Below are 24795 nucleotides of genomic sequence, written 5' to 3' on the forward strand. Positions count from 1 at the left end.
ACCGACAGGTGGCGGCCGCCTCCGCCGTCACGTGTGCGGCCGGTCCGTGTCCTGCGGGTCCACCGACCGCCGCGCCTGCCAACGGGCGGCAAGCTGCCGGTGGACGGAAAGCCGCACCCCCGCTGCCCCCTGCCTGCCGGTGGACCGAAAGCGGTACGCCCGCCGTCCCACCGCCTGGCGGGTGCGGCGGGCGTCTCGCGGTTCAGCCGGTCGTTGCGGCCAGTTCCGGGTCGCGGGCGCCGAGGATGGCGAGGCAGGTGCGCCACAGGACCGTGAGGCGCTGGGTGTCGTTGTACAGCTTGGCGAAGAGGACCTGGCCCTCCAGCTGGGCGACGACGGACCTGGCGGCCTCGCGGGTGTCGCCGACGGTGACCTCGCCCCGGCGGGCGGCCTCCGCCACGACCTCCTCGACCATGTCGACCTGCGCGTCGAAGATCTCCTGGAGGCGTCCGCGGATGGCCTCGGTCTGGTTGCTCATCTCCAGGGTGAGGTTCCCGAACATGCACCCCGAGACCGTGCCGCAGCTCTGCTGGCCCGCGCGCTGGCCGGCCTCGGTCTCCTCGAACAGCCGGCGCAGCCTCTGGAGCGGCTCGGCGTCGTCCCGCAGGACGCGGGCCCAGTCGTCGCGCTGGGCGGCCCACTGCTCGTCGAGCACGGCGAGCGCGAGAGCCTCCTTCGACTCGAAGAAGTAGTAGAAACTGCCCTTGGGCACACCCGCGGCCTTGCAGATCTCCGCGGTGCCCAGAGCCGAGTAGCCCCGCTGCTCGATGAGCGACTGGGCTGCGGTGAGGATCTTCTCCCTGGCATTGCTGGTACGTCCCATGGGTCCAGTATACGACCGATCGACTACACACGAGTGGACCAGTCACCTACGGATCCGGACCGCCCGGCCTCGGATCCGGCCGCCCGCACGCGGACCACTGCGGGCCGGGCGAGGGCCCGCACCCCTCCCCTTGATAGGCAAGCGTTCACTTGCCTATGGTCTCGGTCATGGCGGAGGATGTCTTCAAGGCCCTGGCCGACCCCACGCGTCGGCGCATCCTCGACGAGCTGGTGGAGCGGGACGGCCAGACACTGTTCGAGATCTGCACACGGCTGCTGACCAAGCACGGCCTGGGGCTGTCCCGTCAGGCGGTCAGCCAGCACCTGGCCGTTCTGGAGGCGGCGGACCTGGTCCGGTCCCGGCGCCAGGGCCGCTACAAGTTCCACGACCTGAACACCGCACCCCTGGAGCTCATCGTGACGCGATGGCTCAGGCCCGAGGCACCGGAGAGCACTCCATGAGGATTCACCTGTCCAGCGTCTTCGTCGACGACCAGGACAAAGCCCTGCGCTTCTACACGGAGGTGCTGGGCTTCATCAAGAAGACCGAGGTCCCGCTGGGCGAGGACCGGTGGCTCACGGTGGTGTCGCCGGAGGACCCGGACGGTACGGAACTGCTCCTGGAGCCCTCCGGCCATCCCGCGGTGGGACCGTACAAGGACGCGCTGGTCCAGGACGGGATTCCGGCCACCTCGTTCGCGGTGGACGACGTGCACGCGGAGTTCGCGCGGCTGAGCGGGCTCGGGGTGCGCTTCACACAGGAGCCGCTGGAGATGGGGCCGGTCACCACCGCGGTGCTGGACGACACCTGCGGCAACCTGATCCAGATCGTGCACAGCGCGTAGCGCGGACGCCCGAACGCGGAACGCCCGCGCCGGCAGGGCGCGGGCGGTGGGACGGGCGCGGCCGCGTCAGACTCCGCCGCGCCACACGTTGTCGAAGGCCGCTTCCTCGATCGCCCGGCGCTGTTTGACGGCCTCCAGCTCCATCACCGCGTCGTTGACCTCGGCCAGGACCGTCGCCACGCCGTCGTCGGTGATGTCCGGAGCGTCCTCCACCGTCTCGTCCCAGGGTTCGCCGTCCATGCCGGCGGCTTCCGCGAGGGCGACGAGGACGGGCTCGCGGGCCGCCCAGCGGGCCTCGGCGCGGGTGCGCGCGGGTGACTCGACGAGCACCACCGGACTCGGGCTCGTACGCAAGGACTCAAGGCGGCGGTGCGGCCGGGTGACCTGGCCCTCGGTCTCGAAGGCGGCCTCGTACACGGCGGCGAGGCCCCGGCCCCTGCGCCACAGCCAGTCCTCCACCGACTCGTACGGCTCCTCGCGGACCAGCGACGACGCGGCTTCCCGCAGCAGGGGATCACCTTCGGGGGTCCACTCCCCCGGCACGAGGCGCACGCCGTCCAGTGTTACGGCTCCCCCGCGCAGGAGATCGAGCAGCTCGGCCCCGGCGAGCGTCAGCGACAGCGCGCCCTGGTCGACGGAGCGACCGGGCCCCATGTCCATCGCGACGATCAGCAGGTCCCGTGGTGTGGTCATGTCGGCATCCCCTCGGAGGTAGCCCCCACGGTACGACGCCGAGGCGGCCCGGCGCCCGTCGTACGGCCGAGGCCGACGGGCCCGTGCGACCTGCCGGCGACGTCGCGACGTCGCCGGCACGGCGGTACGACGGGCGCGCCCGGGGTCACGCGGCGGTGCCGGCCGCGCCCGGGTCGTTCGGGTGGGAGCCGAGCGGGGTGACGGTGGCCCGCATCCAGGGGCGCAGCGGCAGCGTGCCCAGCACCTCGCGGTGGAGTGCGGCCTCGTCCTCGGCCCTCCACACGCCGATGCTGCGCAGTTCGCCGACGGGGCGCCACAGCCGCACCAGGTGTCCGCGGGCGGCCAGTTCGCGGGCCCGGACGGCCTCGGCGGCGCGGCGCCGGTCCACTTCCGCGGGGTCGGTCCCCTCGGGGACGGTGGTGACCAGCTCGACCAGGAACTCACGCATGGTCCTTCTCCTTCGCTGAAGCGTCCCGCCGGAGAGGCGGAACAGTGCGGGACTGCCTTGCTTGACAATAGTAGACCAGTCGCTTAGTTTTTACACGACCGGTCGGCTAGCGATCGGAACGAACCCGACAGGAGAGAACCGTCATGAGCGCTCAGGGTCAGAAGGTCGCCGTCGTCACCGGGGCCTCGCAGGGCATCGGCGCCGGTCTGGTCGCCGCCTACCGCAAGCTCGGGTACGGCGTCGTCGCCACGTCGCGCACCATCGCCGAGTCGCAGGACAAGGACCTCGTGACCGTGCAGGGCGACATCGCCGATCCGGCGACCGCCGAACGCGTCATCGCCGCCGGCCTGGAGCGGTTCGGCCGGATCGACACCCTGGTCAACAACGCGGGAGTCTTCGTCGCCAAGCCGTTCACCGAGTACACGCAGGACGACTACGACGCGGTGCTCGGGGTGAACGTGGCCGGGTTCTTCCGGATCACCCAGCTCGCCATCGAGGACATGCTGCGGCACGGCGGCGGCCACGTCGTGCAGATCACCACGAGCCTGGTCGAGCATCCCAACTCCGCCGTGCCGTCCGTGCTGGCCTCACTGACCAAGGGCGGACTCCAGGCGGCCACCAAGGCGCTGGCGATCGAGTACGCCGGCCGCGGGATCCGCAGCAACGCCGTCGCCCTCGGCACGATCAAGACCCCGATGCACCCCGAGGAGACCCACGAGGCCCTCGCCTCCCTGCACCCGGTCGGGCGCCTGGGCGAGGTCGCCGACATCGTCGACGCGGTGCTGTACCTGGAGAACGCCTCGTTCGTCACCGGCGAGATCCTGGCCGTCGACGGCGGGCAGAGCGCCGGCCACTGACCCGGTCAGGACGGATCGGTCGTGGAGATCACCAGCATCTTCGTCACCGAGCCGTCGTCGCCGACCACGTCGCGCACGTGCCGGAAGCCCAGGCGGCGGGCGAGCGCAAGGCTGGCGGCGTTCCCCTCGCCCACCATGCCGTAGGCCTCCTTCAGGCCCAGGTGGCCGGCGGCGTGCTCCAGCAGACCCCGGACCACCTCGCCGCCCAGTCCCCGGCCCCAGTACTCCGGGGCCAGCGCGGTGATGAGCTCGTGCCCGTCGACGTTGCCGGTCTTCTTCACCTCCGCGTGTCCGGCGTACGAGCCCTGGAACCACAGGCCCCAGACGTCGAACAGCTCCTTCGGATACACGTCGGTCAGGATCGTGCGGAAGAGGGTGCGCAGGTCGGCCTCGGGGACCCGGTCCTGGCCCATCCAGCGGCAGACCTCCTCGTCGCGCAGGAGAGCGACGAAGGCGTCCTCGTCCTCGGGGCCGTAGGGCCTGAACTCCAGTCGTTCGGTGTGCAGGGTGGGCGTCATCGGCGTACTCCTCTTGTGACGCGGGGTGGGACGGCGGCGCCGCGTCGGGATGCGGCGCGCGGGGGCTGCCGAGGTTCTTCGACGGGCCGCGGGGAGGGGCGGGCCGGGGCAGGGGCCGTTCCGGCGCCCCCGCCCCCGTCCGGCGGTCCTCGGCCGGCGTTCCGGTCACCGGAGCCGGGAACGGCATGACCGCCCCGGCGTCCGGAGTGCGGAAGCGGACGGGGCTCAGGAGCCCGCGCGCTCCATCCGCTCGCGCAGGCTGCGCGGGCGCATGTCGGTCCAGACCTCGTCGACGTACGCGGAGCACTCGGCCTCGGTGCCCTCCTTGCCGACCGGCTGCCAGCCGGCCGGCACCTCGACGTCGACCGGCCACAGCGAGTACTGGTCCTCGTCGTTGCGCAGCACCTGGTAGCGGGTGTTCTCGTCCATCTCACGCTCTTTCGTCGTCGGTACGGTGACCGCGGCCGGCCGGTGGCCGGCCGCTCCTGCTCGTTGGCCGGTCGGCCCGCGGGGCGGCGCCCTGCGCCCGCCGCCCGTCCGGCCCGCCGCCCCCGCGCGGTGCGGAGGCGTCACCGGCTGTCCCGCGCGTGCCGGGCGATGTGACGCAGCGCCTCGGCGAACTCCTCGGCGACGTCGCGCACGGTCGCCGTGTCGTGGAGCCCGGCCCGGTGGTGCCAGGTGAAGGCCAGCCGCCCGTGCTGCACCGCTCCCACCACTTCGAGGGGGTGCGAGCCGCTGTCCCGGGGGTCGTGGTCCTGGCCGAAGGAACCGTGCTCGGCGCGTACGAGACCGCTGCCGGAGTCGGCCGGACGGGCGTCCCACTGGCCGAGGTAGTTGAACACCACCTGCCCGTGCGCCGCCGTTCCCAGCCGCTCGCGCACCTCCGGTGAGCCGAAAATGCGCAGGGCGCCGAAGCCCAGTCCGTTCCCGGGCACCGCGCGCAGCTGGCGGCGCACCGACTTGACCAGGGCCCGCCAGTCCCGTTCGGGGCCGAGGTCGTCCGCCGCTGCGACCGTGAGGGCGACCGGGTGGACGGTGGTGAACCAGCCGACCGTGCGGGAGAGGTCGACCCCGTCGAGGACGTCCTCTCGGCCGTGTCCCTCCAGGTCCAGGCGGACCCGGTCGCGGCCGGTCCAGCGGGCGAGGGCCAGGGCCAGGGCGGAGAGCAGGACGTCGTTGACGCGGGTGCGGTAGGCGGTGGGCGCGGCCCGCAGCAGCGCCGTGGTGTCCTCCTCGTCCAGCTCCACCGTGACGACGCGCTTCTCGCCCGCGTCGGCTCCCGGGGCACCGGCGGGCGGCAGCTGTTCAGCCGTCACCGCCTCTTCCCAGTACGGGAGTTCGTGGTCCAGGCCGCCGTCGGCGACGTGCGCGGCGAGGGCGCGGGCCCAGTCCCGGAACGAGGTGCCGCGCTCCCCCAGCCGCACGGGCTCCCCCTGTGCCGCCTGCCGGTAGGCCGCCTCCAGGTCGTCGCGCAGGATCCGCCAGGACACCGCGTCCACGACGAGGTGGTGGGCGACCAGGAGGAGGAACGCGGGGCGGCCGGCGCCGGTGAACAGCGCGGCCCGCAGCAGGGGGCCGTGGGCGAGGTCGAAGCCGGCGTGCAGCTCGTCGGCCGCCCCGCTCATCGCCTCGTCGGCCTCCGCGTCGGACAGCCCCGTCAGGTCGTGGCGGAGGAGGACACCGCTGCCGCCGTCCCCGGGCGGCGGGGTGAACTGGCGCCAGCCGCCGTCCTCCCGGGTGAAGCGCGTGCGGACGGCGTCGTGGTGTTCCAGCAGGGCGTCCAGCGCCGTGCCCAGGGCCACCGGGTCGGGAGTGCCGTCCAGTTCCAGCAGCACCGACTGGTTGAAGTGGTCGTGGCTGTGGCGCGGGCTGGTCAGGAACCACTCCTGGATGGGGGTGAGCGGCACCTCGCCGGTCACCGGGCCGTCCTCGGAGCGCTGCGGGGCGACGCCGACGACCGTGGCGAGCTCGGCGACCGTCTGATGGGTGAACAGGTCCCGGGTGGCCAGGTGCAGGCCCTCCCGGCGCAGCCGCGACACCACCTGCATGCTGAGGATCGAATCGCCGCCCAGGTGGAAGAAGTTGTCGTCGGCGCCGACCTCGTCCACGCCGAGCACGTCCTCCCAGACGCGGGCGACGAGGCGCTCGGTGTCGGTGCGTGGGGCGGTGCGCGGGCCGGCGGCTGCGGTGTGCCCGGGCTCCGGTGCGGGCAGCGCGCGCCGGTCGGTCTTGCCGTTCGGGGTGAGCGGCAGCTCCGCCAGCGGGACGAACACCGACGGGACCATGTGCGGCGGCAGCAGCCCGGCGAGGTGCTCCCGCAGGTCGGCCAGGGGCGGTCCGTCCGGGTTCTCCCGGACGGGGACGACGTACGCGACCAGCCGTCCGTGCCCCGCGCCCCGCTCGTCGCCGGTGCCCTCGTGGCGGACCGCGACGACCGCGTCGCGCACCAGGGGGCTGCGGCGCAGGGCGCTCTCGATCTCCCCCGGTTCGATGCGGAAGCCGCGCAGCTTGATCTGCTCGTCGGCGCGTCCGGCGAAGCGGAGACGGCCGTCGGCTCCCCAGCGCACCAGGTCTCCGGTGCGGTACATCCGCTCCCCGGGCGCGCCGAAGGGGTCGGCGGTGAACCGCTGGGCGGTCAGGCCGGGGCGGCCCAGGTAGCCGCGGGCGAGCCCGGGTCCCGCCACGTACAGTTCGCCGGTCACCCCGGGCGGGACCGGGCGGCGGGCGGCGTCCAGGACGTAGACGCGGGTGGCGCCGGCCGGGCGGCCGATCGGCGGGGCTGCGGCCTCCGGGGTCAGGGGGCCGGTCCAGGTGGCGACGACCGTGGCCTCCGTCGGCCCGTACGAGTTGATCATCCGCCGGCCGGGGGCCCAGCGCTGGACGAGGTCCGCCGGGCAGGCCTCGGCGCCGACGATCAGGGTCCGCAGGTGCGGCAGTGCGGCGGACGCCTCGGGCGGCACGGTGGCGAGGGCCGCCGGGGGGATCAGGGTGTGGGTGATGGCCCGTTCCCCGAGGACGCGGGCCAGCCGCTCGCCGACCAGCGGGCCCTCCTCGCCGGTCACCAGGGCGGCGCCGGTGAGCAGGGACACGCACAGCTCCAGCACGGAGGCGTCGAAGCTGGGCGAGGCGAACTGCAGGACGCGGTCGCCCGGGCCCGCGGCGTAGCGTTCGGCTGCGGCCGCGGCGAAGCCGGCCAGTCCGCGGTGCGTCACGACCACGCCCTTCGGGGTGCCCGTGGACCCGGAGGTGTAGATCACGTAGGCCGGGTGGTCGGGGGTCAGCGGGACGGCGCGGTCCGCGTCGGTGGGCGCGCTGTCCGGCCCCGCGTCGGTCCAGACGTCGGCGGGGTCGTCCAGGACGAGGGAGGCGCCCGCGTCCCGCGTCATGAACTCCCGCCGCTGTCGCGGGTAGGCCGGGTCCACGGGCAGGAAGGCGGCGCCGGTCTTGGCGACGGCGAGCTGGGCCACCACCGTCTCGGCGGCGCGGGGCAGGGCCAGCGCCACCACCCGCTCGGGTCCGGCGCCGCGCCCGATGAGCCGGTGGGCCAGCCGGTTGGCGGCCCGGTCCAGCTCCGCGTAGGTCAGCCGCCGGGTGCCGTCCGCGAGGGCCGGCGCGTCGGGGGTGCGGGCGGCCTGCCGCTCGAACAGCTCGGGCAGGGTCGCCGCGGGTACCGGCAGGGCGGTGCCGCGCCCCTGGTCCAGGAGGGCCTTCAGCTCCTCGTCGGACGCCAGTGGCAGCGCGCCCAGCGGCCGGTGCGGGTCGTCGGCGACGGCGGCGAGGAGCGTGCCGAGCTGGTCGGCCATGCGCTCGGCGGTGGCCGCGTCGAACAGGTCGGTGTTGTAGGTGAGCAGTCCGTGCAGCGCCCCCGATTCCGTCTCGGCGAACTCCAGGGTGAGGTCGAACGCCGCGTGGTGCAGCTCCTGTTCGACGTCCTGGACGTCGAGGCCGGGCAGGTCGAGGTCGGCCGCGGGGGTGTTCTGCAGGACGACCATGACCTGGAACAGCGGGGTGCGGCTGGTGTCGCGCGTCGGCTGCACCTCGTCCACGACCTGCTCGAACGGCACCTCCTGGTGCGCGAAGGCGTCCAGCACGGTCTGCCGCACGTCGGCGAGGAAGTCCGGGAAGGGACGGCTCGTGTCCACCCGCGAGCGCAGCACCAGGGTGTTGACGAAGAAGCCGATCAGGTTCTGGGTCTCCGGCCGGTCGCGTCCGGAGGTGACGGTACCGACCGCGATGTCCCGCTCGCCGGACAGCCGCGCGAGGAACGTCTGCGCGGCGGCGACGAGTGTGGTGAAGAGGGTGGCGCCGCGGTCCCGGCCGACCCGGGCGAGGCGGCGGGCCGTGCCGGGCGGGAGCACCAGCCGGGCGGTGGCGCCGTTGCCGGTGCGCACGGCGGACCGGGGCCGGTCGGTGGGCAGGTCGAGCGGCTCGGTGCCGGCCAGTTGCTCCTTCCAGTAGGCGAGGTGCTCGCCGGGGCCGGCGCCGTTCGTGGTGCGCTGCCAGTGGGCGTAGTCGGCGTACTGCACGGGCAGCGGCGGCAGTTGGCCGGTGCCGGGGTCCCGTTCGGCCCGGTAGAGGTGGGCGAGGTCGCCGGCGAGCACGGAGGTCGACCAGCCGTCGGTGACGATGTGGTGCAGGGTCAGCGTCAGCACGTGGTCGTCGGCGCCGAGCCGGACCAGTCCGGCGCGCAGCAGGGGGCCCCGGCGCAGGTCGAACGGGCGGGTGCGGTCGTCCGTGAGGAGCTGCCGCAGGCGCCGGGCGCGTTCCTCGTCCGGGAGTGCGGACAGGTCGTGCAGCGGGAGCGGTACGTCCTGCGGCGGGTGGACGAGCTGGACGCCGTGGCCGTCCACCGTGTCGAAGGTGGTCCGCAGCGACTCGTGCCGGGCCACCAGGGCGCGCAGGGCCGCGGTGAGGGCGGCGGTGTCGAGCGCGCCGCGCAGGCGCAGGGCAAGGGCGGTGACGTACTCCGCGCCGCCGGGCGCGAACTCCTCCAGGAAGAACAGGCGTTGCTGGGCGTACGACATCGGCGGCGGCACGTCGCGGGGCGCCGGGGTGACGGCGGGCGTGAGGGCGTCACCGGGCCGCCGTTCGGTGAGCAGGGCGGTGAGGGCCGCCGGGGTGGGGTGGGTGAAGACGGCGCGGGGTGAGAGGCCGGTGCCGAACGCCTCCGCGAGGCGGGAGGCGAGGCGGATGCTGAGGATCGAGTCGCCGCCCAGCCGGAAGAAGTCGTCGTGCACGCCGGGATGTCCGGCGCCGAGGACCTCGGCGAAGATCTCCGTCGTGCGGCGTTCGGCCTCGGTGCGGGGTGCGACGTGTGCGCCGTCCGCCGTCCGGGAGTCCGGTGCGGGCGCCGGGAGCGCCGCGCGGTCCACCTTGCCGTTGGTGCTGAGCGGGAGGGCGGGCAGCGGGACGAACGCGGAGGGGACGAGGTAGTCGGGCAGGGTGCGGGCGGCGAACGCCCGCAGGTCTTCGGTGTCCTCGGCGGCGGGGCCGACGACGTAGGCCACCAGGCGCCTGCTGCCGGGCCGGTCCTCACGGGCCAGCACGGCCACGTCGGCGACGCCGGGACGGGCCGCGAGCACGGCCTCGACCTCGCCGGGCTCGACCCGGAACCCGCGGATCTTGACCTGGTCGTCGGCGCGGCCCAGGAACTCGACGGTGCCGTCCGGACGGCGGCGGGCGAGGTCTCCGGTGCGGTACATGCGGGTGCCGGGCGGCCCGTACGGGTCGGCGAGGAACCGGGCGGCCGTGTCGCCGGGGCGGCCCAGGTAGCCGCGTGCCACCCCCTCGCCGGACACGAACAGTTCGCCCGCGCAGCCCGGCGGGACGGGGCGCAGCCGGCCGTCCAGGAGGTGGACGCGCACGTCGTCCAGGGGGTGTCCGATGGGCACGGTGCCGGGCACGTCCGCCGCGTCCGCGAGGGCGAGGGCCGTCGCGAACGTCGTGGTCTCCGTCGGCCCGTAGCCGTCCACCACGGTGAGGGCGGGGCACGCGTCCAGGACCCGCCGTACGGCCGCCGCGGGGACCACGTCGCCGCCGGTCCACACCTGGCGCAGGTCCGCGAAGCAGTCCGGCGCGTCCTGCGCCAGGAGCCGGAACAGGCCGGCCGTCAGCCACACCGCGGTCAGCCCGCCGTCCGCCGCGAGGCGCCGCAGCAGGGCGGCGTCCAGGGGCCGGTCGGGGGCCACCACCACGCTGCCGCCGTTCAGCAGCGGCGCCCACACCTCGAACGTGGCGGCGTCGAAGGCCGGCGGCGAGTGCAGCAGCACGCGGTCGCAGACGCCGTCCGCGAAGCGGCTGTCGGTGGCCAGGGACGCCACGTCGCGGTGCCGGACCGCCACCGCCTTGGGCCGGCCGGTGGAGCCGGAGGTGAACATGACGTAGGCCAGCCGGTCGGGGTCGGCCGCCGGGAGAACGGCCTCGGCTCGGGCCTCGGTGCGCGCCGCGGCGACGTCCTGGGCGGTCAGGCGGACGGTGGCGCCGGCCTGGTCGAGGAGGGCGCGGCGCCGGTCCTCGGGGGCACGGGTGTCCACCGGCAGGTAGGCGCCGCCGGCCTTGAGGACTCCGAGCTGGGCGGCCACCAGCTCTGCCGAGCGGTCCATGAGCAGGGCCACCCGGTCCTCGGCCGCCAGGCCGCCGGACCGCAGCCGCCGGGCCACGGCGTCCGACCAGTCGGCGAGCTGCCGGTAGCTGACCCGCCGGTCGCCGTCGCGCACGGCCGGCGCGTCGGGAGTGCGCAGGACCTGTTCGGCGAACAGGTCGGCCGGGCTGCGGGGCGGGGTCTGCCGGGCGGTGGTGTTCCAGCGGTCCAGCAGCGCGCGGTCGGCGGCGGTGAGGAGGTCCAGGTCGTCCACGTCGCCCTCGGCGCCGTCGGCGAACCGGGTGAGCAGGGCGGCCAGCCGGGACGCGGCGTGCTCGACCGTCGCGCGGTCGAACAGCGCGGCGTCGTAGGCCAGGTCGAAGCCGAGGCGGTCGGTCAGGTGGGCGCGGAGGCAGAGCGGGAAGGTGGTGGCGTCCTCGGCCCGCACCTCCTCGACGCGCACGCCCGTCCTGGCGGTGGCGGACTCGTCGACCGGGTAGTTCTCGAACACCACCATGCTGTCGAACAGCGCCTCGCCCTGCGGGATTTCGCTCAGGGCTTGGATGCGGGGCAGCGCCAGGAAATCGAAGCGCCGGGACTCGCTCTGCTGCTGCTGCAGTTCGCGCAGCCAGGGCAGGACGCCGCCCGAGGGGACGCGGACGCGGGTCGGCACGGTGTTGATGAACATGCCCACCATGGAGTCCACGCCGGGCAGTTCCGCGGGGCGGCCCGAGACGGTGGTCCCGAACACGACGTCACGGCGCCCGCCGTACCGGGCGAGGAGCAGCGCCCACATGCCCTGCACCACGGTGTTGACGGTCAGTCCGCCGCGGGCGGCCGTCTCCCGGAGCCGCCGGGAGAGCCGCTCGTCCAGTTCGTGGTGCACGGCCTCCGCCGCGCGGGCCCGGTGCGCCTCGGCGGGCGTGCGGTCGTACGGCAGCGGGGTGCGCGCCGTGAATCCGGCGAGGGCGTCGGCCCAGTGGCGGCCGGCCTCGTCCTCGTCCTGGTCGCGCAGCCAGCCGAGGAAGTCGGCGAAGGGCCGGCGCGGCGGCGGGGCGGTGTCGGCGCCGCCGGTGAGCGCGGCGTAGCGCTCGCACACCTCGGTGAGGAGCTGCCCGGTGCTCCAGCCGTCGAGGATCAGGTGGTGCGAGGACCACAGGAGCAGGACCTCGTCGCCGGGGAGGGCGGCCAGGGTGACGCGGGTGAGGGGCGCGGTGGTCAGCTCCATGCCGGCCGCGCGGTCCTCGCCTAGCAACCGCTCGGTGGCGTCGGCTCGCTGACGTTCCGTCATGTCGCGCCAGTCCAGGTGGGTGACGGGCAGTTCGACGTGCCGGTGCACCACCTGCACGGGGTGGGGCAGGCCCTGCCAGTGGACGCTCGTGCGCAGGGCGGGGGTGTGGTCGGTGACCTGCTGCCAGGCCGCGGCGAACGCCCGCGGGTCGGCCACTCCCGACAGTCGTACCGCAGTCCGGTCGAAGTAGGCGCCGGCCGCGTCGACCAGGCCGTGGAAGAGCATGCCGGACTGGAGCGGCGTCAGCGGCAGGACGTCCGCCACGTGGCGTCCGTCGCCGACGAGCCGGTCCAGCTGTTCCGGGGTGAGGCCGGCGAGCGGGAAGTCGGACGGGGTACGGCCGCCCGCCTCGGGGCGGGCGCAGTGCGCCACGATCTCGCGCAGCGCCCGGCACATGTCCTCGGCCAGCCGCCGCACGGTGCTCTCGTCGTAGACGGCCGTGGGGTAGGTCCAGCCGAGTTCCAGCCGGCCGTCCTGGACGACGCCCGTGATGTCCAGGAGGTAGGGGCGGTCTTCGTCCGGGTCGGTGTCGCGGCCGGCGGGCGGGAGCGCGGCCCGGTACAGGCCGCTGCCGCCGCCGGCGTCCCACTGCCCGTGGTAGTTGAACCCGACCTGCGGTGCAGGGACTCCGGCCAGCGGGCTGCCGGGCAGCAGGTGGCGCAGCGCGCCGTGGCTGAGGCCGTGCAGCGGCACGGCGCGCAGCGTCTCCTTGACGGACTTGAGGACGTCGCCCCAGCCCGCCTCGCCGGGGACGGTCAGGGCGAGCGGGAACTCGGCGGTGAACCAGCCGACCGTCCGCGAGAGGTCCACGTCGTCGAAGAGGTCCTCGCGGCCGTGGCCCTCGACGCCGACCAGGACCGTGTCGCGTCCGCACCAGGTGGCCAGCGTGCGGCCGAGGGCGCTGAGCAGCACGTCGTTGACCTGGGTGCGGTAGACGTCGGGGACGTGGCGCAGCAGCGCCTCGGTCTCCTCCGCCGCCAGGGTGACGGTGACGGTGGCGGCGGTGCCGTGGGTGTTGGGGCCGGTGCGTCCCGGGGGCAGGCCGGCCGGGGCGGCGCAGGTGCGGGTCCAGTGGGCCAGGTCGGCGTCCAGGGCGCCGGCGCGGGTGTGCCGCTCCAGCAGGGCCGCCCAGTGGCCGTACGTGGTGCCCTCGTCGGGCAGCTCGACGGGGCGTCCGGCCGCGGCGGCGCGCTGCGCGGTCTCCAGGTCGGCGAGCAGGATGCGCCAGGAGACGCCGTCCACGACCAGGTGGTGGGCGGTGATCACCAGCTGCGGGGGCCGGTCGGGGCCCCGGTCGAAGAGGAGGGCGCGCACGACCCTGCCTTCGGCGGGGTCGAGGGACGCCTGAGCCTCCTCGGCCGCGCGCCGCACCGCCGGTTCCAGTGCCTCGTCGTCCAGGTGGGACACGTCGTGGTGGGTGAGGACGCCCTCGGGTGCCTCGGGCAGCACGTTCTGGCGCGGGCCGTCGTCGGTGTTCCGGAACCGGGTGCGCAGCGCCGGGTGGTGGCGGACGACCGCGTCGAACGCCTGACGGAATGTCAGCACGTTTATGCCGGGCGCGAGTTCGAGCCGCTGGGTCATGGTGAAGCGCAGGGGGTCGCCGGGGGCGCGGCCGTCGAGGTACCAGCGCTGGATGGGGGTGAGGGGGGCCTCGGCGGGTGCGGTCTCCGCCGTTGCGGCCGGGCGCGGGTCCAGATCGCCCACGCGCAGGGCGAGTTCGGCGACGGTCTGGTGGCGGAAGACGTCCTTGGTGGTGAGGGCGAGGCCGGCGCGGCGGGCCCGGGAGACGATCTGGATGCTGAGGATCGAATCGCCGCCCAGGGAGAAGAAGTTGTCCCGGGCGCCCACCCGCTCGGCGCCGAGGACCTCCGCCCAGATCGCGGCGAGGCGCTCCTCGGTGCCGGGGCGGGGTGCCACGTAGGGCGTCGTGGTGTCCGGCCGGTCCGGCGGGGCGGGCAGTGCGCGCCGGTCGGTCTTGCCGCTGCTGGTGCGCGGCATCCGCGCCAGCGGGACGAACGCCGCCGGCACCATGTGGTCCGGCAGGGTCCGCCGCAGCCGGACCCGCAGCTCGTCGGCGGGCGGGGTGCGGTCCCCGGTGGGCACGAGGTGCGCCACGAGCATCGGGCGGCCGCCGTGTTCGCGAGCGGTCACCACGGCCTCGGCGATGTCCGGGTCGGCGAGCAGCGCGGCCTCGACCTCGCCGGGTTCAATGCGGAAGCCGCGGATCTTGATCTGCTCGTCGGCGCGCCCGAGGAACTCCAGGAGCCCGTCCGCGTCCCAGCGGGCGCGGTCCCCGGTGCGGTACATGCGCTCCCCCGGTGCCCCGAAGGGGTCGGCGAGGAAGCGGGCGGCGGTCAGGCCGGGGCGGTTCAGGTAGCCGCGGGCCACCTGGGCGCCGGCGAGGTACAGCTCGCCGGGGGTGCCGGGCGGTACCGGCCGCAGCGAGCCGTCCAGGACGTAGGCGCGCAGGTTGCCGCCCGGGCGGCCGATGACGGGCCGTTCGGGCCGTTCGGCGCAGCGGCCGTAGACGGCGTCGACGGTGCACTCGGTGGGCCCGTACATGTTGTACGCGCTCACCCCGAGGTCGTCGGCGGCGCACAGCTCGTGCCAGGCGGTGCCGTCGACCGCCTCGCCGCCCACGAGGAGCAGCCGCGGGTGGTGGCGGCCGGGCGCCAGGAGCCCGGCGGAGGTCAGTTCGCGCAGGAACGACGGGGTCACGTTGACCAGGTCCAGGCGGCGTTCGGCGACGAGGGCGCAGAAGGCCTCCGGGTCCAGGCGGGTGTCCTCGTCGACGAGGTGCACCTCCTGCCCGAGGGCGAGCAGCAGCGGCCCTTCCCAGGAGGTGTCGAAGGAGAACGAGGCGCTGAGCGCGGCCCGCAGCCGCCGTCCGTCCGCGGTGTGGGGTGCGACGAGACCCGCCCGGTGGTCGTGGCAGAGGTTGACCAGCTGGCGGTGCTCCACCGCGACCCCCTTGGGGCGGCCGGTGGAACCGGAGGTGTAGACGATGTACGCGGTGTTCTCCGGGCGCAGCGGCATCAGGCGGTCGGCGTCGGTGGGGGCGTGTGCGGGCAGTTGGTCCCAGGCCACCTCGTGCAGGGTGCCGGGCGTCACGACGGTGTGCGGCGCGGCGTCCGCGAGGAGGAACGCGACGCGCTCCTCGGGCAGTTCGGGGTCCAGGCACAGCAGGGTGCCGCCCGCCTTGAGCACGGCGAACAGGGTCACCAGCAGGTCGCAGGTGCGGGGCAGGCGGACGGCGACGACGCGTTCCGGGCCGACTCCGAGGCCGATGAGGTGGTGGGCCAGCCGGTTGGCGCGCCCGTCGAGGGCGGCGAAGTCCAGCGTGCCGTCCCGGGCGACCAGGGCGGTGGCGTGCGGCAGCGCGGTCGCCCGCGCCTCGAAGAGGGTGGGGAAGGTGGTGTCCGGCGCCTCGGTCCGCGGGCCCTGCCACGCGTGGAGCACCTGGTGCCGTTCGGCGGCGGTGAGCAGCGGCAGCGCGCCGGACTCCCGGCCGGGGTCCTCGGCGACGGCCTCCAGCAGCATCCGCAGTCGTGCGGCGAGGCGTTCGGCGGTGTCCGCCGTGAACAGGCCGGTGTCGTACTCCAGGTGGCCGGTCAGTCCGCCGTCGCCCTCCACGAAGTCGAAGGCGAGGTCGAAGGTGGCGTTGCGGACGGGCGGGGTGAGCGGCTCGACGTCCAGGCCGGGCAGGTCCGGGGTCGCGGCGCCCAGGTTGTGCAGCGCCACCATGACCTGGAACAGCGGGGTGCGGCTGGTGTCACGCTCGGGCTGGAGGAGGTCCACCAGCCGTTCGAAGGGCACGTCCTGGTGGGCGAACGCGTCGAGCACGGTGGTGCGCACCTGCTCCAGCAGCGCGCGGAACGGCTGTCCGGGGCGCACCCGGTTGCGCAGCACCAGGGTGTTGACGAACATGCCGACCACGTCGTGGAGTTCGGGGCGGTCGCGGCCGGCGGTCACGGTGCCGACGGCGACGTCCTCCTGGTCCGCCCAGCGGGAGAGCAGGACCGTGCAGGCCGCCACCAGGGTCATGTAGAGGGTGGCGTCCGCCTCGTGTCCGGTCCGGCGCAGGCGCTCGGTCAGCGAGGCGGGCAGGGTGAAGGTCACCAGGGCGCCGTCGCGGGCGCGGACGGCGGGGCGGGGCCGGTCGGTGGGCGGCTCCAGCGGTGCGAGCCCGTCCAAGGTCTGGCGCCAGTAGGCGAGTTGTTCCTCCGCCTCTTCGGTGCGGGCGCGCTGCCAGGCCGCGTGGTCGGCGTACCGCACGGGCAGGGCGGGCAGGTCCGGGCGCCTGCCCTCCAGCGCCGCCGCGTACAGCTCACCGAGGTCACGGCCGAGGACGGCGACGGACCAGCCGTCGGTGGCGATGTGGTGGACGGCGAGGACGAGCGCGTGCTCGTTCTCGGCCAGACGCGCCAGCCGGGCCCGCAGCAGGGGGCCGGCGGCCAGGTCGAAGGGAGTGGACGCCTCCCGTTCGACCAGGGCGTCCAGGGCCGCGCGGGCGCCGTCGGAGGGGACGCCGGTGAGGTCGTCCAGCGAGAGGCGGGCCGGATGCGGCGGGTGCACGATCTGCCGGGGACGGCCGTCCTCCTCGGCGAACGTGGTGCGCAGTGCCTCGTGCCGGGCCACCAGGCCGTCCAGGGCGGTGCGCAGGGCCGCCGCGTCGAGCCGGCCGCGCAGCCGCAGCACCGACAGGGTCGTGTACTCGGTGCTGCCGGGCTCGAAGCGGTCGAGGAACCACAGCCGCTGCTGGGCGTACGACAGCGGCGCCGGGGTGTCCGGATCGGCGGCGGGTATGCCCTCCGCGGGCTTCGTGCCCTCCACCGCGGGGTCGCCGAGGGCGGCGGCCAGGGCGGACAGCGTCGGGTGGGTGAACAGCAGCCGGGGCGACACGTCCGCGCCGAACGCGGCGCGCAGCCGGGAGGTCACCCGGACGGCGAGGATCGAGTCGCCGCCGAGCGCGAAGAAGTCGTCCTCGGCGCCCACCTCGTCCGCGCCCAGTACGTCCGCCCAGGCGGCGGCGACCGCGCGTTCGGCCGGGGTGCGGGGCGGGGTGCGGTCGGCGCCGGTGGCGAAGCCGTCGGGTCCCGGGGCGGGCAGCGCGCGCCGGTCGAGCTTGCCGTTGGCGGTGAGCGGCAGCGCCGCCATCGGGACGTAGGCGGCGGGCACCATGTGGGCGGGCAGCAGGCGGTCCAGGTGGGCGCGGAGTTCGGCCGGGGACGGTACCGGGGCGTGCTCGCCGGTGCCGACGACGTGCGCGACCAGCCGGCGCGTCCCGGAGGTGTCCTCGTGCACGCCGACGGCGGCGGCGCCGACGCCCGGGTGGCTGTGCAGCGCGGCCTCGATCTCGCCGGGCTCGATGCGGTACCCGCGGATCTTGACCTGCTGGTCGGCGCGGCCCAGGTACTCCAGGGTGCCGTCGGCCCGCCGGCGGGCGCGGTCCCCGGTGCGGTACATGCGGCTGCCGGGCTCGCCGAAGGGGTCGGCGAGGAAGCGGGCGGCGGTCAGGCCGGGCCGGTTCAGGTAGCCGCGGGCCAGGCCCTCCCCCGCGACGTACATCTCGCCGACGGCTCCGGGCGCCACCGGGGCGAGGTCCTCGTCGAGCACGTACACGCGCAGGTCGGGGATGCCCGTGCCGATGGGTCCCGCGGCGCCGGTGCCGGTGGTCGTGCGGTCCAGGGGGGCGTAGGTGACGTGCACGGTGGTCTCGGTGATGCCGTACATGTTGACCAGGCGCGGGCTGGTGTCCGGGTGGTGTTCGTACCAGCCGGACAGCCGCTCGACGTCCAGGGCCTCGCCGCCGAAGACGACGGTGCGCAGGGCCAGGCGTGCGCCGAGGTCCGGGTGTTCGGCGTCGGCGCGGGCCAGCGACCAGAAGGCGGACGGGGTCTGGTTGAGGACGGTGACCCGCTCGTCGGCCAGCAGGCGCAGGAAGTCCTCCGGGGAGCGGGCGGTGTCGTCGGGGACGACGACGAGCCGGCCGCCGTGCAGCAGGGCGCCCCACAGCTCCCAGACGGAGAAGTCGAAGGCGTAGGAGTGGAAGAGGGTCCACACGTCGTGCTCGTCGAAGTCGAACCACCGCCGGGTACGGGTGAACAGCCGCACCACGTTGGCGTGCGGCACCACCACGCCCTTGGGCAGGCCGGTGGACCCGGAGGTGTAGATGGCGTAGGCGGGGCTCTCCGGCAGCGGACGGCGGGCCGGGCCGGGGCCGGCGGCGGGGCGCCGCTCCAGGTCGGCGGTGACGGCCGGGTCGTCGAGCGGCAGGACGGGCACGCCGGTGCCCGCGGCCCGGCCGGCCGTCTCCGTGGTGGTCACCAGCGTCACGGGGTCGGCGTCGCGCAGCAGGTGGGCGACGCGTTCGGCGGGCAGCCGGGGGTCGATCGGCAGGTAGGCCGCGCCGGTCTTCAGGACGGCGAGGACGGCGACGACCAGGTCGGTGGAGCGGGGCAGGGCGAGCGCGACGAACCGCTCGGGCCCGGCGCCCTGTTCGGCCAGACGGTGGGCGAGGCGGCCGGCCGCCTCGTCGAGCGCGCGGTAGTCGAGGCGGTCGTCCCCGCAGGTGACGGCGACGGCGTCGGGGGTGCGGGCGGCCTGGGTCTCGAACAGGTCCACCAGGGTCTCTTCGGGGCGGCCCCGTTCGGTGCCGTTCCAGTCGGCCAGCATCAGCCGCCGTTCCCCGGCGGTGGTCCAGGCGAGTGCGCGCAGCGGCCGGTCGAGGTCGTCGGCGAAGCCGGTGAGCAGCAGGCACAGGCGGTCGGCGAGGGCGCGGACGGTCGCGGCGTCGAAGAGTTCCGGGTCGTAGGCCAGGTCGAAGCCGAGCCGCTCCCCCTGGTAGGCGCGCAGCACGAGCGGGTAGTTGGTGGCGTCCCGTGAGGTGACGTCCGCCAGGCGTACCCCCGAGCCGGCCGAACGGGCCTCGTCGAAGGGGTAGTTCTCGAAGGCGACCATGCTGTGGAAGAGCGGCGCGCCGGACGGCACGTCGCTGAGCGCCGTCAGCTCGGCCAGGGAGACCGCGGCGAAGCGCCGCGACTCGGCCTGCGCGTCCTGGAGTTCGCGCAGCCACGCGGCGGCGGTGCGGCGGCCGTCGACGCGGACACGGGTGGGCAGGGTGTTGATGAACATGCCCACCATCGACTCGACGCCGGGCAGGTCGTCCGGGCGTCCGGACACGGTGGTGCCGAACACGACGTCCCGCTCCGCGCCGTGGCGGGCCAGCAGCAGAGCCCAGGCGCCCTGCACCAGGGTGTTGACGGTGAGTCCGGCGTCGCGCGCGGTCCGGGCGAGGCGCGCGGAGACCTCGTCGGGGAGTCCGCCCGTGTGGACGTCCGCCGACCGGGCCCGGTGCGCGTCGCGCAGCGGGCGGTCGGTGGGCAGGGGCGTCGGCGTGGCGAAGCCGCTCAGGGCGTCGCGCCAGTGGGCGCGGGCCGCGTCGTCGTCCTGGTCGGCCAGCCACGCCACGTAGTCGCCGAAGGGGCGGCGCACGGGCGGGCTCGGCTCGCGTCCGGCGGTGAGGGCGGCGTACTCGTCGAACACGTCGGTGAGCACCTGGGCGAGGCTCCAGCCGTCCAGGATGAGGTGGTGCGAGGTCCACAGCAGGTGCAGCCGGGCGTCGGGCAGCCGGACCAGGGTCAGCCGCATCAGGGGTGCCGAGCCGAGGTCGATGCCGCGTGCCAGGTCCTCGGAGCGGAGCCGGGCCAGCCGTTCGTCCCGCTCGCCGGACGGTACGTCGCGCCAGTCGTGGTGGGTCACCGGCACGCGGACGTCCCGGTGCACGATCTGCAGCGGCCGGGGCACGCCCTCCCACACCACCGAGGTCCGCAGGGCGGGGGTGCGGTCGGTCACGTGCTGCCAGGCGAGGGCGAGGGCGTGCGGGTCGCCGACGCCCTCCAGCAGCAGGGCGGCCTGGTCCACGTACACGTCGTCGGGGCCGCCGACCAGCCGGTGGAAGAGCATGCCCTCCTGGAGCGGGGTGAGCGGCAGCAGGTCCTCCACGCCGCGGCCGTCGCCGGCCAGCCGGTCCACGGCGGCCTGGTCCAGGCCCGCGAGCGGGAAGTCGGAGGGGGTGCGGCCGCCGGCGTCCGGGCGGGCGCAGTGCTCGGTGATCGCGGACAGTGCCCGCACCATGCCCTCGGCCAGGCCCCGCACGGTGTCCTCGTCGTGCACCTGGTCGCTGTAGTGCCAGGTGATCTCCAGTTCGCCGTCGGCGACGACCGCCGAGACGTCCAGCAGGTGGTCCAGGGGCCGGTCCGGCGCGATGTCCCGGCCGGGCACCTCGGCGGCGGCCGGGGCGAACTCCCGCCCGCCGGCCTCGTCCCACTGCCCGTGGTAGTTGAAGCAGACCTGGGGCAGGGCCAGTTCCCGCAGGGCGGCGGCCGTGGGGTCGGGCGGGCCGAGGCGGGCCAGCGCCTCGTAGCTCAGTCCGCGCCGGGGCACGGCCCGCAGCCGTTCCTTCACCGCCTTCAGCGTGGCGGCCCAGTCCGGGGCGGCGGCCGGTCCGGCCGGGGCGAGGGTGACGGGGTACTGGCTGGTGAACCAGCCGACGGTCCGCGACACGTCGAGGGCGTCGCCCAGGTCCTCGCGGCCGTGTCCTTCGAGGGCGACGGTCACCCGCTCGGTGCCCGCCCAGTCGGCGAGGACCCGGCCCAGGGCGCTGAGCAGCACGTCGTTGACCTGGGTGCGGTAGAGGCCGGGCACCCGGCGCAGCAGGGCCTCGGTGGTGGCGGCGTCCACGCGGGTGCGGACGGTGCGCACCGATCCGGCTCGCGGGGCCGCGGATCGGTCGACGGGCAGGGGGACGCGCGGCTGCCGCGCCTCGGCCGTCCAGTACGCCAGGTCGTCGTCGAGGCCGCCGGAGCGCACCCGTTCGGACAGCCGCGTGGCCCAGGCGGTGAACGGCTCGGTGGCGGGCTCCAGTTGCACCGGCTCGCCCGCGGCGGCCTGCCGGTAGGCCCGCTCCAGGTCGCCGAGGAGGATGCGCCAGGAGACGCTGTCCACGGCGAGGTGATGGGCCGTCAGGAACAACTGGGGCCGGGCGCCGGACGGGAGGAGCAGCAGGGCGGCGCGCAGCAGGGCTCCGCCGGCCGGGTCCAGGGCCGCGCGGGCGGCGTCGGCGGCCTCGGCGAGGGCGGCGGGGAGGGCCGTGCCGTCGAGCGCGGTCAGGTCGTGGCGGGTGAGCGGCGCGGTGGCGGGAGCGGCGCCGGGGTGCTGTCGCCAGGTGTCCCCGTCGCGGGTGAACCGCGTGCCGAGCGCGGGGTGGTGGGCGGCCACCGCGTCCAGGGCCCGGGTCAGGGCCGCTTCGTCGAGGTCGTGCGGCAGGTCGAGCAGCATCGACATGCTGAAGTGCCGCAGCGGTCCGTGCGTGGCGAAGAACCACTCCTGGACGGGGGTCAGCGGGGCGGGCCCCTCGTCCCGCGGGGCGCGGGGCGCGGGCACGGCGCCGGTCCGTCCGGACGCGGCGGCGGCCAGGTCGGCGACGGTCTGGTGGCGGAAGACGTCACGCGAGGTCAGGTGCACGCCGGCGGCGCGGGCCCGGGAGACGACCTGGATGCTGAGGATGGAGTCGCCGCCCAGCTCGAAGAAGTTGTCGTCGGCGCCCACCCGCGCCACGCCGAGCACGTCGGACCAGATGCCGGCCAGCGTCTCCTCGCCGGGGGTGCGCGGGGCGGTGAACTCCCGCTCGCGCGGGGCGTTGCCGAGGTCGGGGGCGGGCAGGGCGCGGCGGTCCAGCTTGCCGCTGGTGGTCAGCGGCAGCGCGTCGAGCACGGTGAACGAGGACGGCACCATGTGGTCGGGCAGGACACGCCGGCAGGACGCGCGCAGCTCGGAGGCGGCGGGGCGCGCCGCACCGGGGGCCGGTACGAGGTAGGCGGCCAGCCGGGTGTGGCCGTGCGCGTCGGTCACCGCGACGACCGCGGCGGCGGTGACGTCCGGCAGGTCGAGCAGGGCCGCCTCGACCTCGCCGGGTTCGATGCGGTGGCCGCGCACCTTGACCTGGTCGTCGGCGCGCCCGAGGTAGTCGAGCCGTCCGTCGGAGGTCCAGCGGGCCAGGTCGCCGGTGCGGTACATCCGCCCGCCGGGCCGGCCGAACGGGTCGGCGGGGAAGCGCGCGGCGGTCAGTCCCGGACGTCCGGCGTAGCCGCGGGCCACCTGCTCCCCCGCCAGATACAGTTCGCCGCCGACACCGGGCGGCACGGGGCGGAGCCGGTCGTCCAGGACGTAGGCCCGCACGTTGGGCAGCGGACGGCCGACCAGGGGGCGGTCGCCGGCGTCGATCCGGCAGGCCAGGGCGTCGACCGTGCACTCGGTGGGGCCGTAGAAGTTGTACGCGGCGACGTCGCGGTGGGCGGCCAGCTCGCGCCACAGGGCCGGGCCGACGGCCTCGCCGCCCAGCATCAGCACCCGGGGGCGGTGCCGGGGGTCGGTGAGCAGTCCGGCGGGCAGCAGCTGGCGCAGATGCGAGGGGGTCAGGTCGAGGAAGTCGACGCGGTGCTCGACGACGTACTCGACGAGGGCGGCGGCGTCGAGCCGGGTCGCCTCGTCGACGAGGTGCAGCGGGTGGCCGTCGGCCATCAGCAGCACGCCCTCCAGCGAGGTGTCGAACGAGAACGACGCGGTCAGCGCCACCCGCAGGGGGCCGCCGCCCGCGTCGGCGACGAAGCCCTCCCTGTGGCCGGCCAGCAGGTTCGTGAGGGAGCGGTGCGAGACGGCGACGCCCTTGGGCCGGCCGGTGGAGCCGGAGGTGTAGATGACGTACGCGGTGTGGTCCGGGTCGAGCGGCGCGTGCCGGTCGGCGTCGGTGGGGTCGGTGGCGAGGGCCGTGCCGGGCACCGACCGCAGCGCGGCCTCGTCCAGCACCAGGGCCGGCCGAGCGTCCTGGAGGAGGTACCGGACGCGTTCGTCGGGCAGGGCGAGGTCGACGGGCAGATAGCCGGCGCCGGCCTTCCAGACGGCGAGGATCGCGGTGACCATGTCGGCGGTGCGCGGCAGGCGCAGGGCGACCAGCCGCTCGGGGCCCGCGCCCCGGGCGATCAGGTGGTGGGCGAGCCGGTTGGCGCGGGCGTTGAGCGCCGCGTAGTCGAGCCGGGTGTCCCCGGCGACCAGGGCGGTGGCGTGCGGGGTGCGGGCGGCCCGCTCCTGGAAGAGGTCCGGGTAGGCGGCCGGGGTGACCGGCAGGGCGGTGTCGTTCCAGTCCTCGGTCACCCGCCGGGTCTCGCGTGCGGAGAGCAGGGGGACGGTGCCCAGCGGCCGGTCGGGGTCGGCGGCGACGGCCTCCAGCGTCCGCAGCAGCTGGTCCGCCATGCGCTCGGCGGTCGCCGCGTCGAAGAGGTCGGTGCGGTACTCCAGCAGGCAGCTCAGCCCGTCCCCGTCGGGCACGAACTCCACGCTCAGGTCGAAGGTGGCCGCCTGCCGCTCCACGGCGACCGGCGAGGTGGCCAGGCCGTGCGGCGCGGGCGCCTCGGGCGGGGCCGGGTGCAGCAGGACCATCACGTCGAAGAGCGGGTTGCGTCCCGCCTCGCGGGGTGCGCCCACCGCCTCGACGAGCCGCTCGAAGGGCGTGTCGCCGTGCGCGAAGGCGTCGTTCACGGTGTGGGCGGCGTCCGCGAGAAGTGCGCGGAAGGACCCGCCGGTGTCCACGGGGGTGCGCAGGGCGACCGTGTGGGCGAAGAAGCCGACGGTCCGTTCCAGGTCGGTGCGGGAGCGCCCGGGTGTCAGAGAGCCGACGGTGATGTCGTCCTGTCCGGACCAGCGGGCCAGCAGCGCCTGGCAGGCAGCGGTCAGGGCGGTGAACAGCGTGGTGTGCTGTTCGGCCGCGAGCTGCCGCAGCCGGCCCGTGACGTCCGCGGGGACGGGGAAGGAGTGGACCGCGCCCGCGCCGGACTCCTCCCCGCGGCGGGGGCGGTCCAGGGGCAGCGCGGGCGCCGCGGAGCCGGTCAGCTTCCCCTTCCAGTAGGCGAGTTGGCGCTCCAGCGTGGGCCCGGACAGGTGCTCGCGCTGCCACACGGCGAAGTCCGGGTACTGCGTCGCGACCGGCGGCAGCTCCACCGCCGCGCCGCGCGCGAGGGCGTCGTACGCGGTGCACAGCTCCTGGAGCACGACGCCCATCGACCAGCCGTCGGTGACGATGTGATGGGCCGTCAGCATCAGCACGTGCGCGCGGTCCGACTCCCGGAGCAGCAGGGCGCGCAGCAGCGGGCCGGTGCCCAGGTCGAACGGGCGGGAGTACTCGGCGCGCAGCGCCGCGTCCAGGGCGGGGTTCTCGTGCAGGGCGCCATTCACGTCCGGGGCGGCCTCGCCGTCCGGGGCGCCGTTCCCGTCCGGGGCGGTGTCCGGCCGGACGTCGTGGACCGGCAGGGGTACGGGGCCGGCCGGGTGCACGGACTGCGCCGGGCGGCCGTCGATCTCCTGGAACGTGGTGCGCAGCGCCTCGTGCCGCTCCACCACGGTGTCCAGGGCGCGGGAGAGCGCGGCCCGGTCCAGCGGGCCGGTGACCCGGAGCGCGACGGTGCTGTTGTAGCGGGCGTCGCCGGGCCGCAGCCGGTCCAGGAACCACAGCCGCTGCTGGGCGAAGGACAGCGGCAGCGGCCGGGTGCGGTCCGCGCGCGGGAGCGCCTGCCGGGCGGGCGTGCCCGGTGTTCCGCCGGCCCGCCCGGCGAGCCGGCGGCGCAGCGCCTCCTGGAGGTCCTTGGGCAGTGCCTCGGCGCGGTTTCGCTTCGAAGACGTCATGGTCGT

General features: G+C 75.4%; 9 protein-coding genes. 3 read left to right on the forward strand and 6 right to left on the reverse strand.

Going from position 1 to position 24795, the window contains the following annotated elements; all coding sequences use genetic code 11:
- Window positions 1–202: 202 nt before the first annotated feature.
- On the reverse strand, window positions 203–823 hold the full coding sequence (locus ACWGIS_RS18255) for a TetR/AcrR family transcriptional regulator (RefSeq protein WP_453363451.1): 621 nt from the start codon (window positions 821–823) through the stop codon (window positions 203–205).
- Window positions 824–990: 167 nt separating this feature from the next.
- On the opposite strand from ACWGIS_RS18255, the gene ACWGIS_RS18260 reads away from it, so the two are divergent.
- Entirely contained in the window at window positions 991–1284 is a 294-nt protein-coding gene (locus ACWGIS_RS18260; protein WP_453363452.1) for an ArsR/SmtB family transcription factor, read from the forward strand.
- Window positions 1281–1667: a VOC family protein gene (locus tag ACWGIS_RS18265; RefSeq protein ID WP_453363453.1), complete on the forward strand. Its 387-nt coding sequence runs from the start codon at window positions 1281–1283 to the stop codon at window positions 1665–1667. Before ACWGIS_RS18260 ends, ACWGIS_RS18265 begins: the two co-directional genes overlap by 4 nt.
- Window positions 1668–1733: 66 nt before the next feature.
- Here the strand turns inward: ACWGIS_RS18265 and ACWGIS_RS18270 are convergent, their stop codons facing one another.
- Together ACWGIS_RS18270 and ACWGIS_RS18275 are read right to left on the reverse strand one after the other, a co-directional pair.
- A complete protein-coding gene (locus ACWGIS_RS18270; protein ID WP_453363454.1) occupies window positions 1734–2360 on the reverse strand; it encodes a GOLPH3/VPS74 family protein in 627 nt (208 codons plus the stop codon).
- 145 nt (window positions 2361–2505) lie between these two features.
- The gene (locus ACWGIS_RS18275; protein WP_453363455.1) at window positions 2506–2808 is read right to left on the reverse strand and encodes a muconolactone Delta-isomerase family protein; all 303 of its coding nucleotides are present in this window, start codon (window positions 2806–2808) and stop codon (window positions 2506–2508) included.
- A 143-nt stretch (window positions 2809–2951) separates the two neighbouring features.
- On the opposite strand from ACWGIS_RS18275, the gene ACWGIS_RS18280 reads away from it, so the two are divergent.
- Window positions 2952–3665, forward strand: coding sequence for an SDR family NAD(P)-dependent oxidoreductase (locus ACWGIS_RS18280; protein ID WP_453363456.1), 714 nt, complete (start codon window positions 2952–2954; stop codon window positions 3663–3665).
- A 5-nt stretch (window positions 3666–3670) separates the two neighbouring features.
- On the opposite strand, the gene ACWGIS_RS18285 is transcribed toward ACWGIS_RS18280, so the two are convergent.
- The 3 genes from ACWGIS_RS18285 to ACWGIS_RS18295 all read right to left on the reverse strand — a co-directional run bounded on the left by ACWGIS_RS18285 (window position 3671) and on the right by ACWGIS_RS18295 (window position 24789).
- On the reverse strand, window positions 3671–4183 hold the full coding sequence (locus ACWGIS_RS18285; protein WP_453363457.1) for a GNAT family N-acetyltransferase: 513 nt from the start codon (window positions 4181–4183) through the stop codon (window positions 3671–3673).
- Window positions 4184–4408: 225 nt separating this feature from the next.
- Complete coding sequence (locus ACWGIS_RS18290; RefSeq protein ID WP_453363458.1) at window positions 4409–4612, reverse strand: MbtH family protein; 204 nt, start codon at window positions 4610–4612, stop codon at window positions 4409–4411.
- 140 nt (window positions 4613–4752) lie between these two features.
- On the reverse strand, window positions 4753–24789 hold the full coding sequence (locus ACWGIS_RS18295; protein WP_453363459.1) for a non-ribosomal peptide synthase/polyketide synthase: 20037 nt from the start codon (window positions 24787–24789) through the stop codon (window positions 4753–4755).
- Window positions 24790–24795: the final 6 nt, after the last annotated feature.

This window comes from Streptomyces sp. NPDC054842 (assembly GCF_053611025.1).

Coding starts and splice junctions, on each gene's coding strand:
- ACWGIS_RS18255 (WP_453363451.1), bottom strand. CDS start 823: ATGGGACGTACCAGCAATGCCAGGGAGAAGATCCTCACCGCAGCCCAG.
- ACWGIS_RS18260 (WP_453363452.1), top strand. CDS start 991: ATGGCGGAGGATGTCTTCAAGGCCCTGGCCGACCCCACGCGTCGGCGC.
- ACWGIS_RS18265 (WP_453363453.1), top strand. CDS start 1,281: ATGAGGATTCACCTGTCCAGCGTCTTCGTCGACGACCAGGACAAAGCC.
- ACWGIS_RS18270 (WP_453363454.1), bottom strand. CDS start 2,360: ATGACCACACCACGGGACCTGCTGATCGTCGCGATGGACATGGGGCCC.
- ACWGIS_RS18275 (WP_453363455.1), bottom strand. CDS start 2,808: ATGCGTGAGTTCCTGGTCGAGCTGGTCACCACCGTCCCCGAGGGGACC.
- ACWGIS_RS18280 (WP_453363456.1), top strand. CDS start 2,952: ATGAGCGCTCAGGGTCAGAAGGTCGCCGTCGTCACCGGGGCCTCGCAG.
- ACWGIS_RS18285 (WP_453363457.1), bottom strand. CDS start 4,183: ATGACGCCCACCCTGCACACCGAACGACTGGAGTTCAGGCCCTACGGC.
- ACWGIS_RS18290 (WP_453363458.1), bottom strand. CDS start 4,612: ATGGACGAGAACACCCGCTACCAGGTGCTGCGCAACGACGAGGACCAG.
- ACWGIS_RS18295 (WP_453363459.1), bottom strand. CDS start 24,789: ATGACGTCTTCGAAGCGAAACCGCGCCGAGGCACTGCCCAAGGACCTC.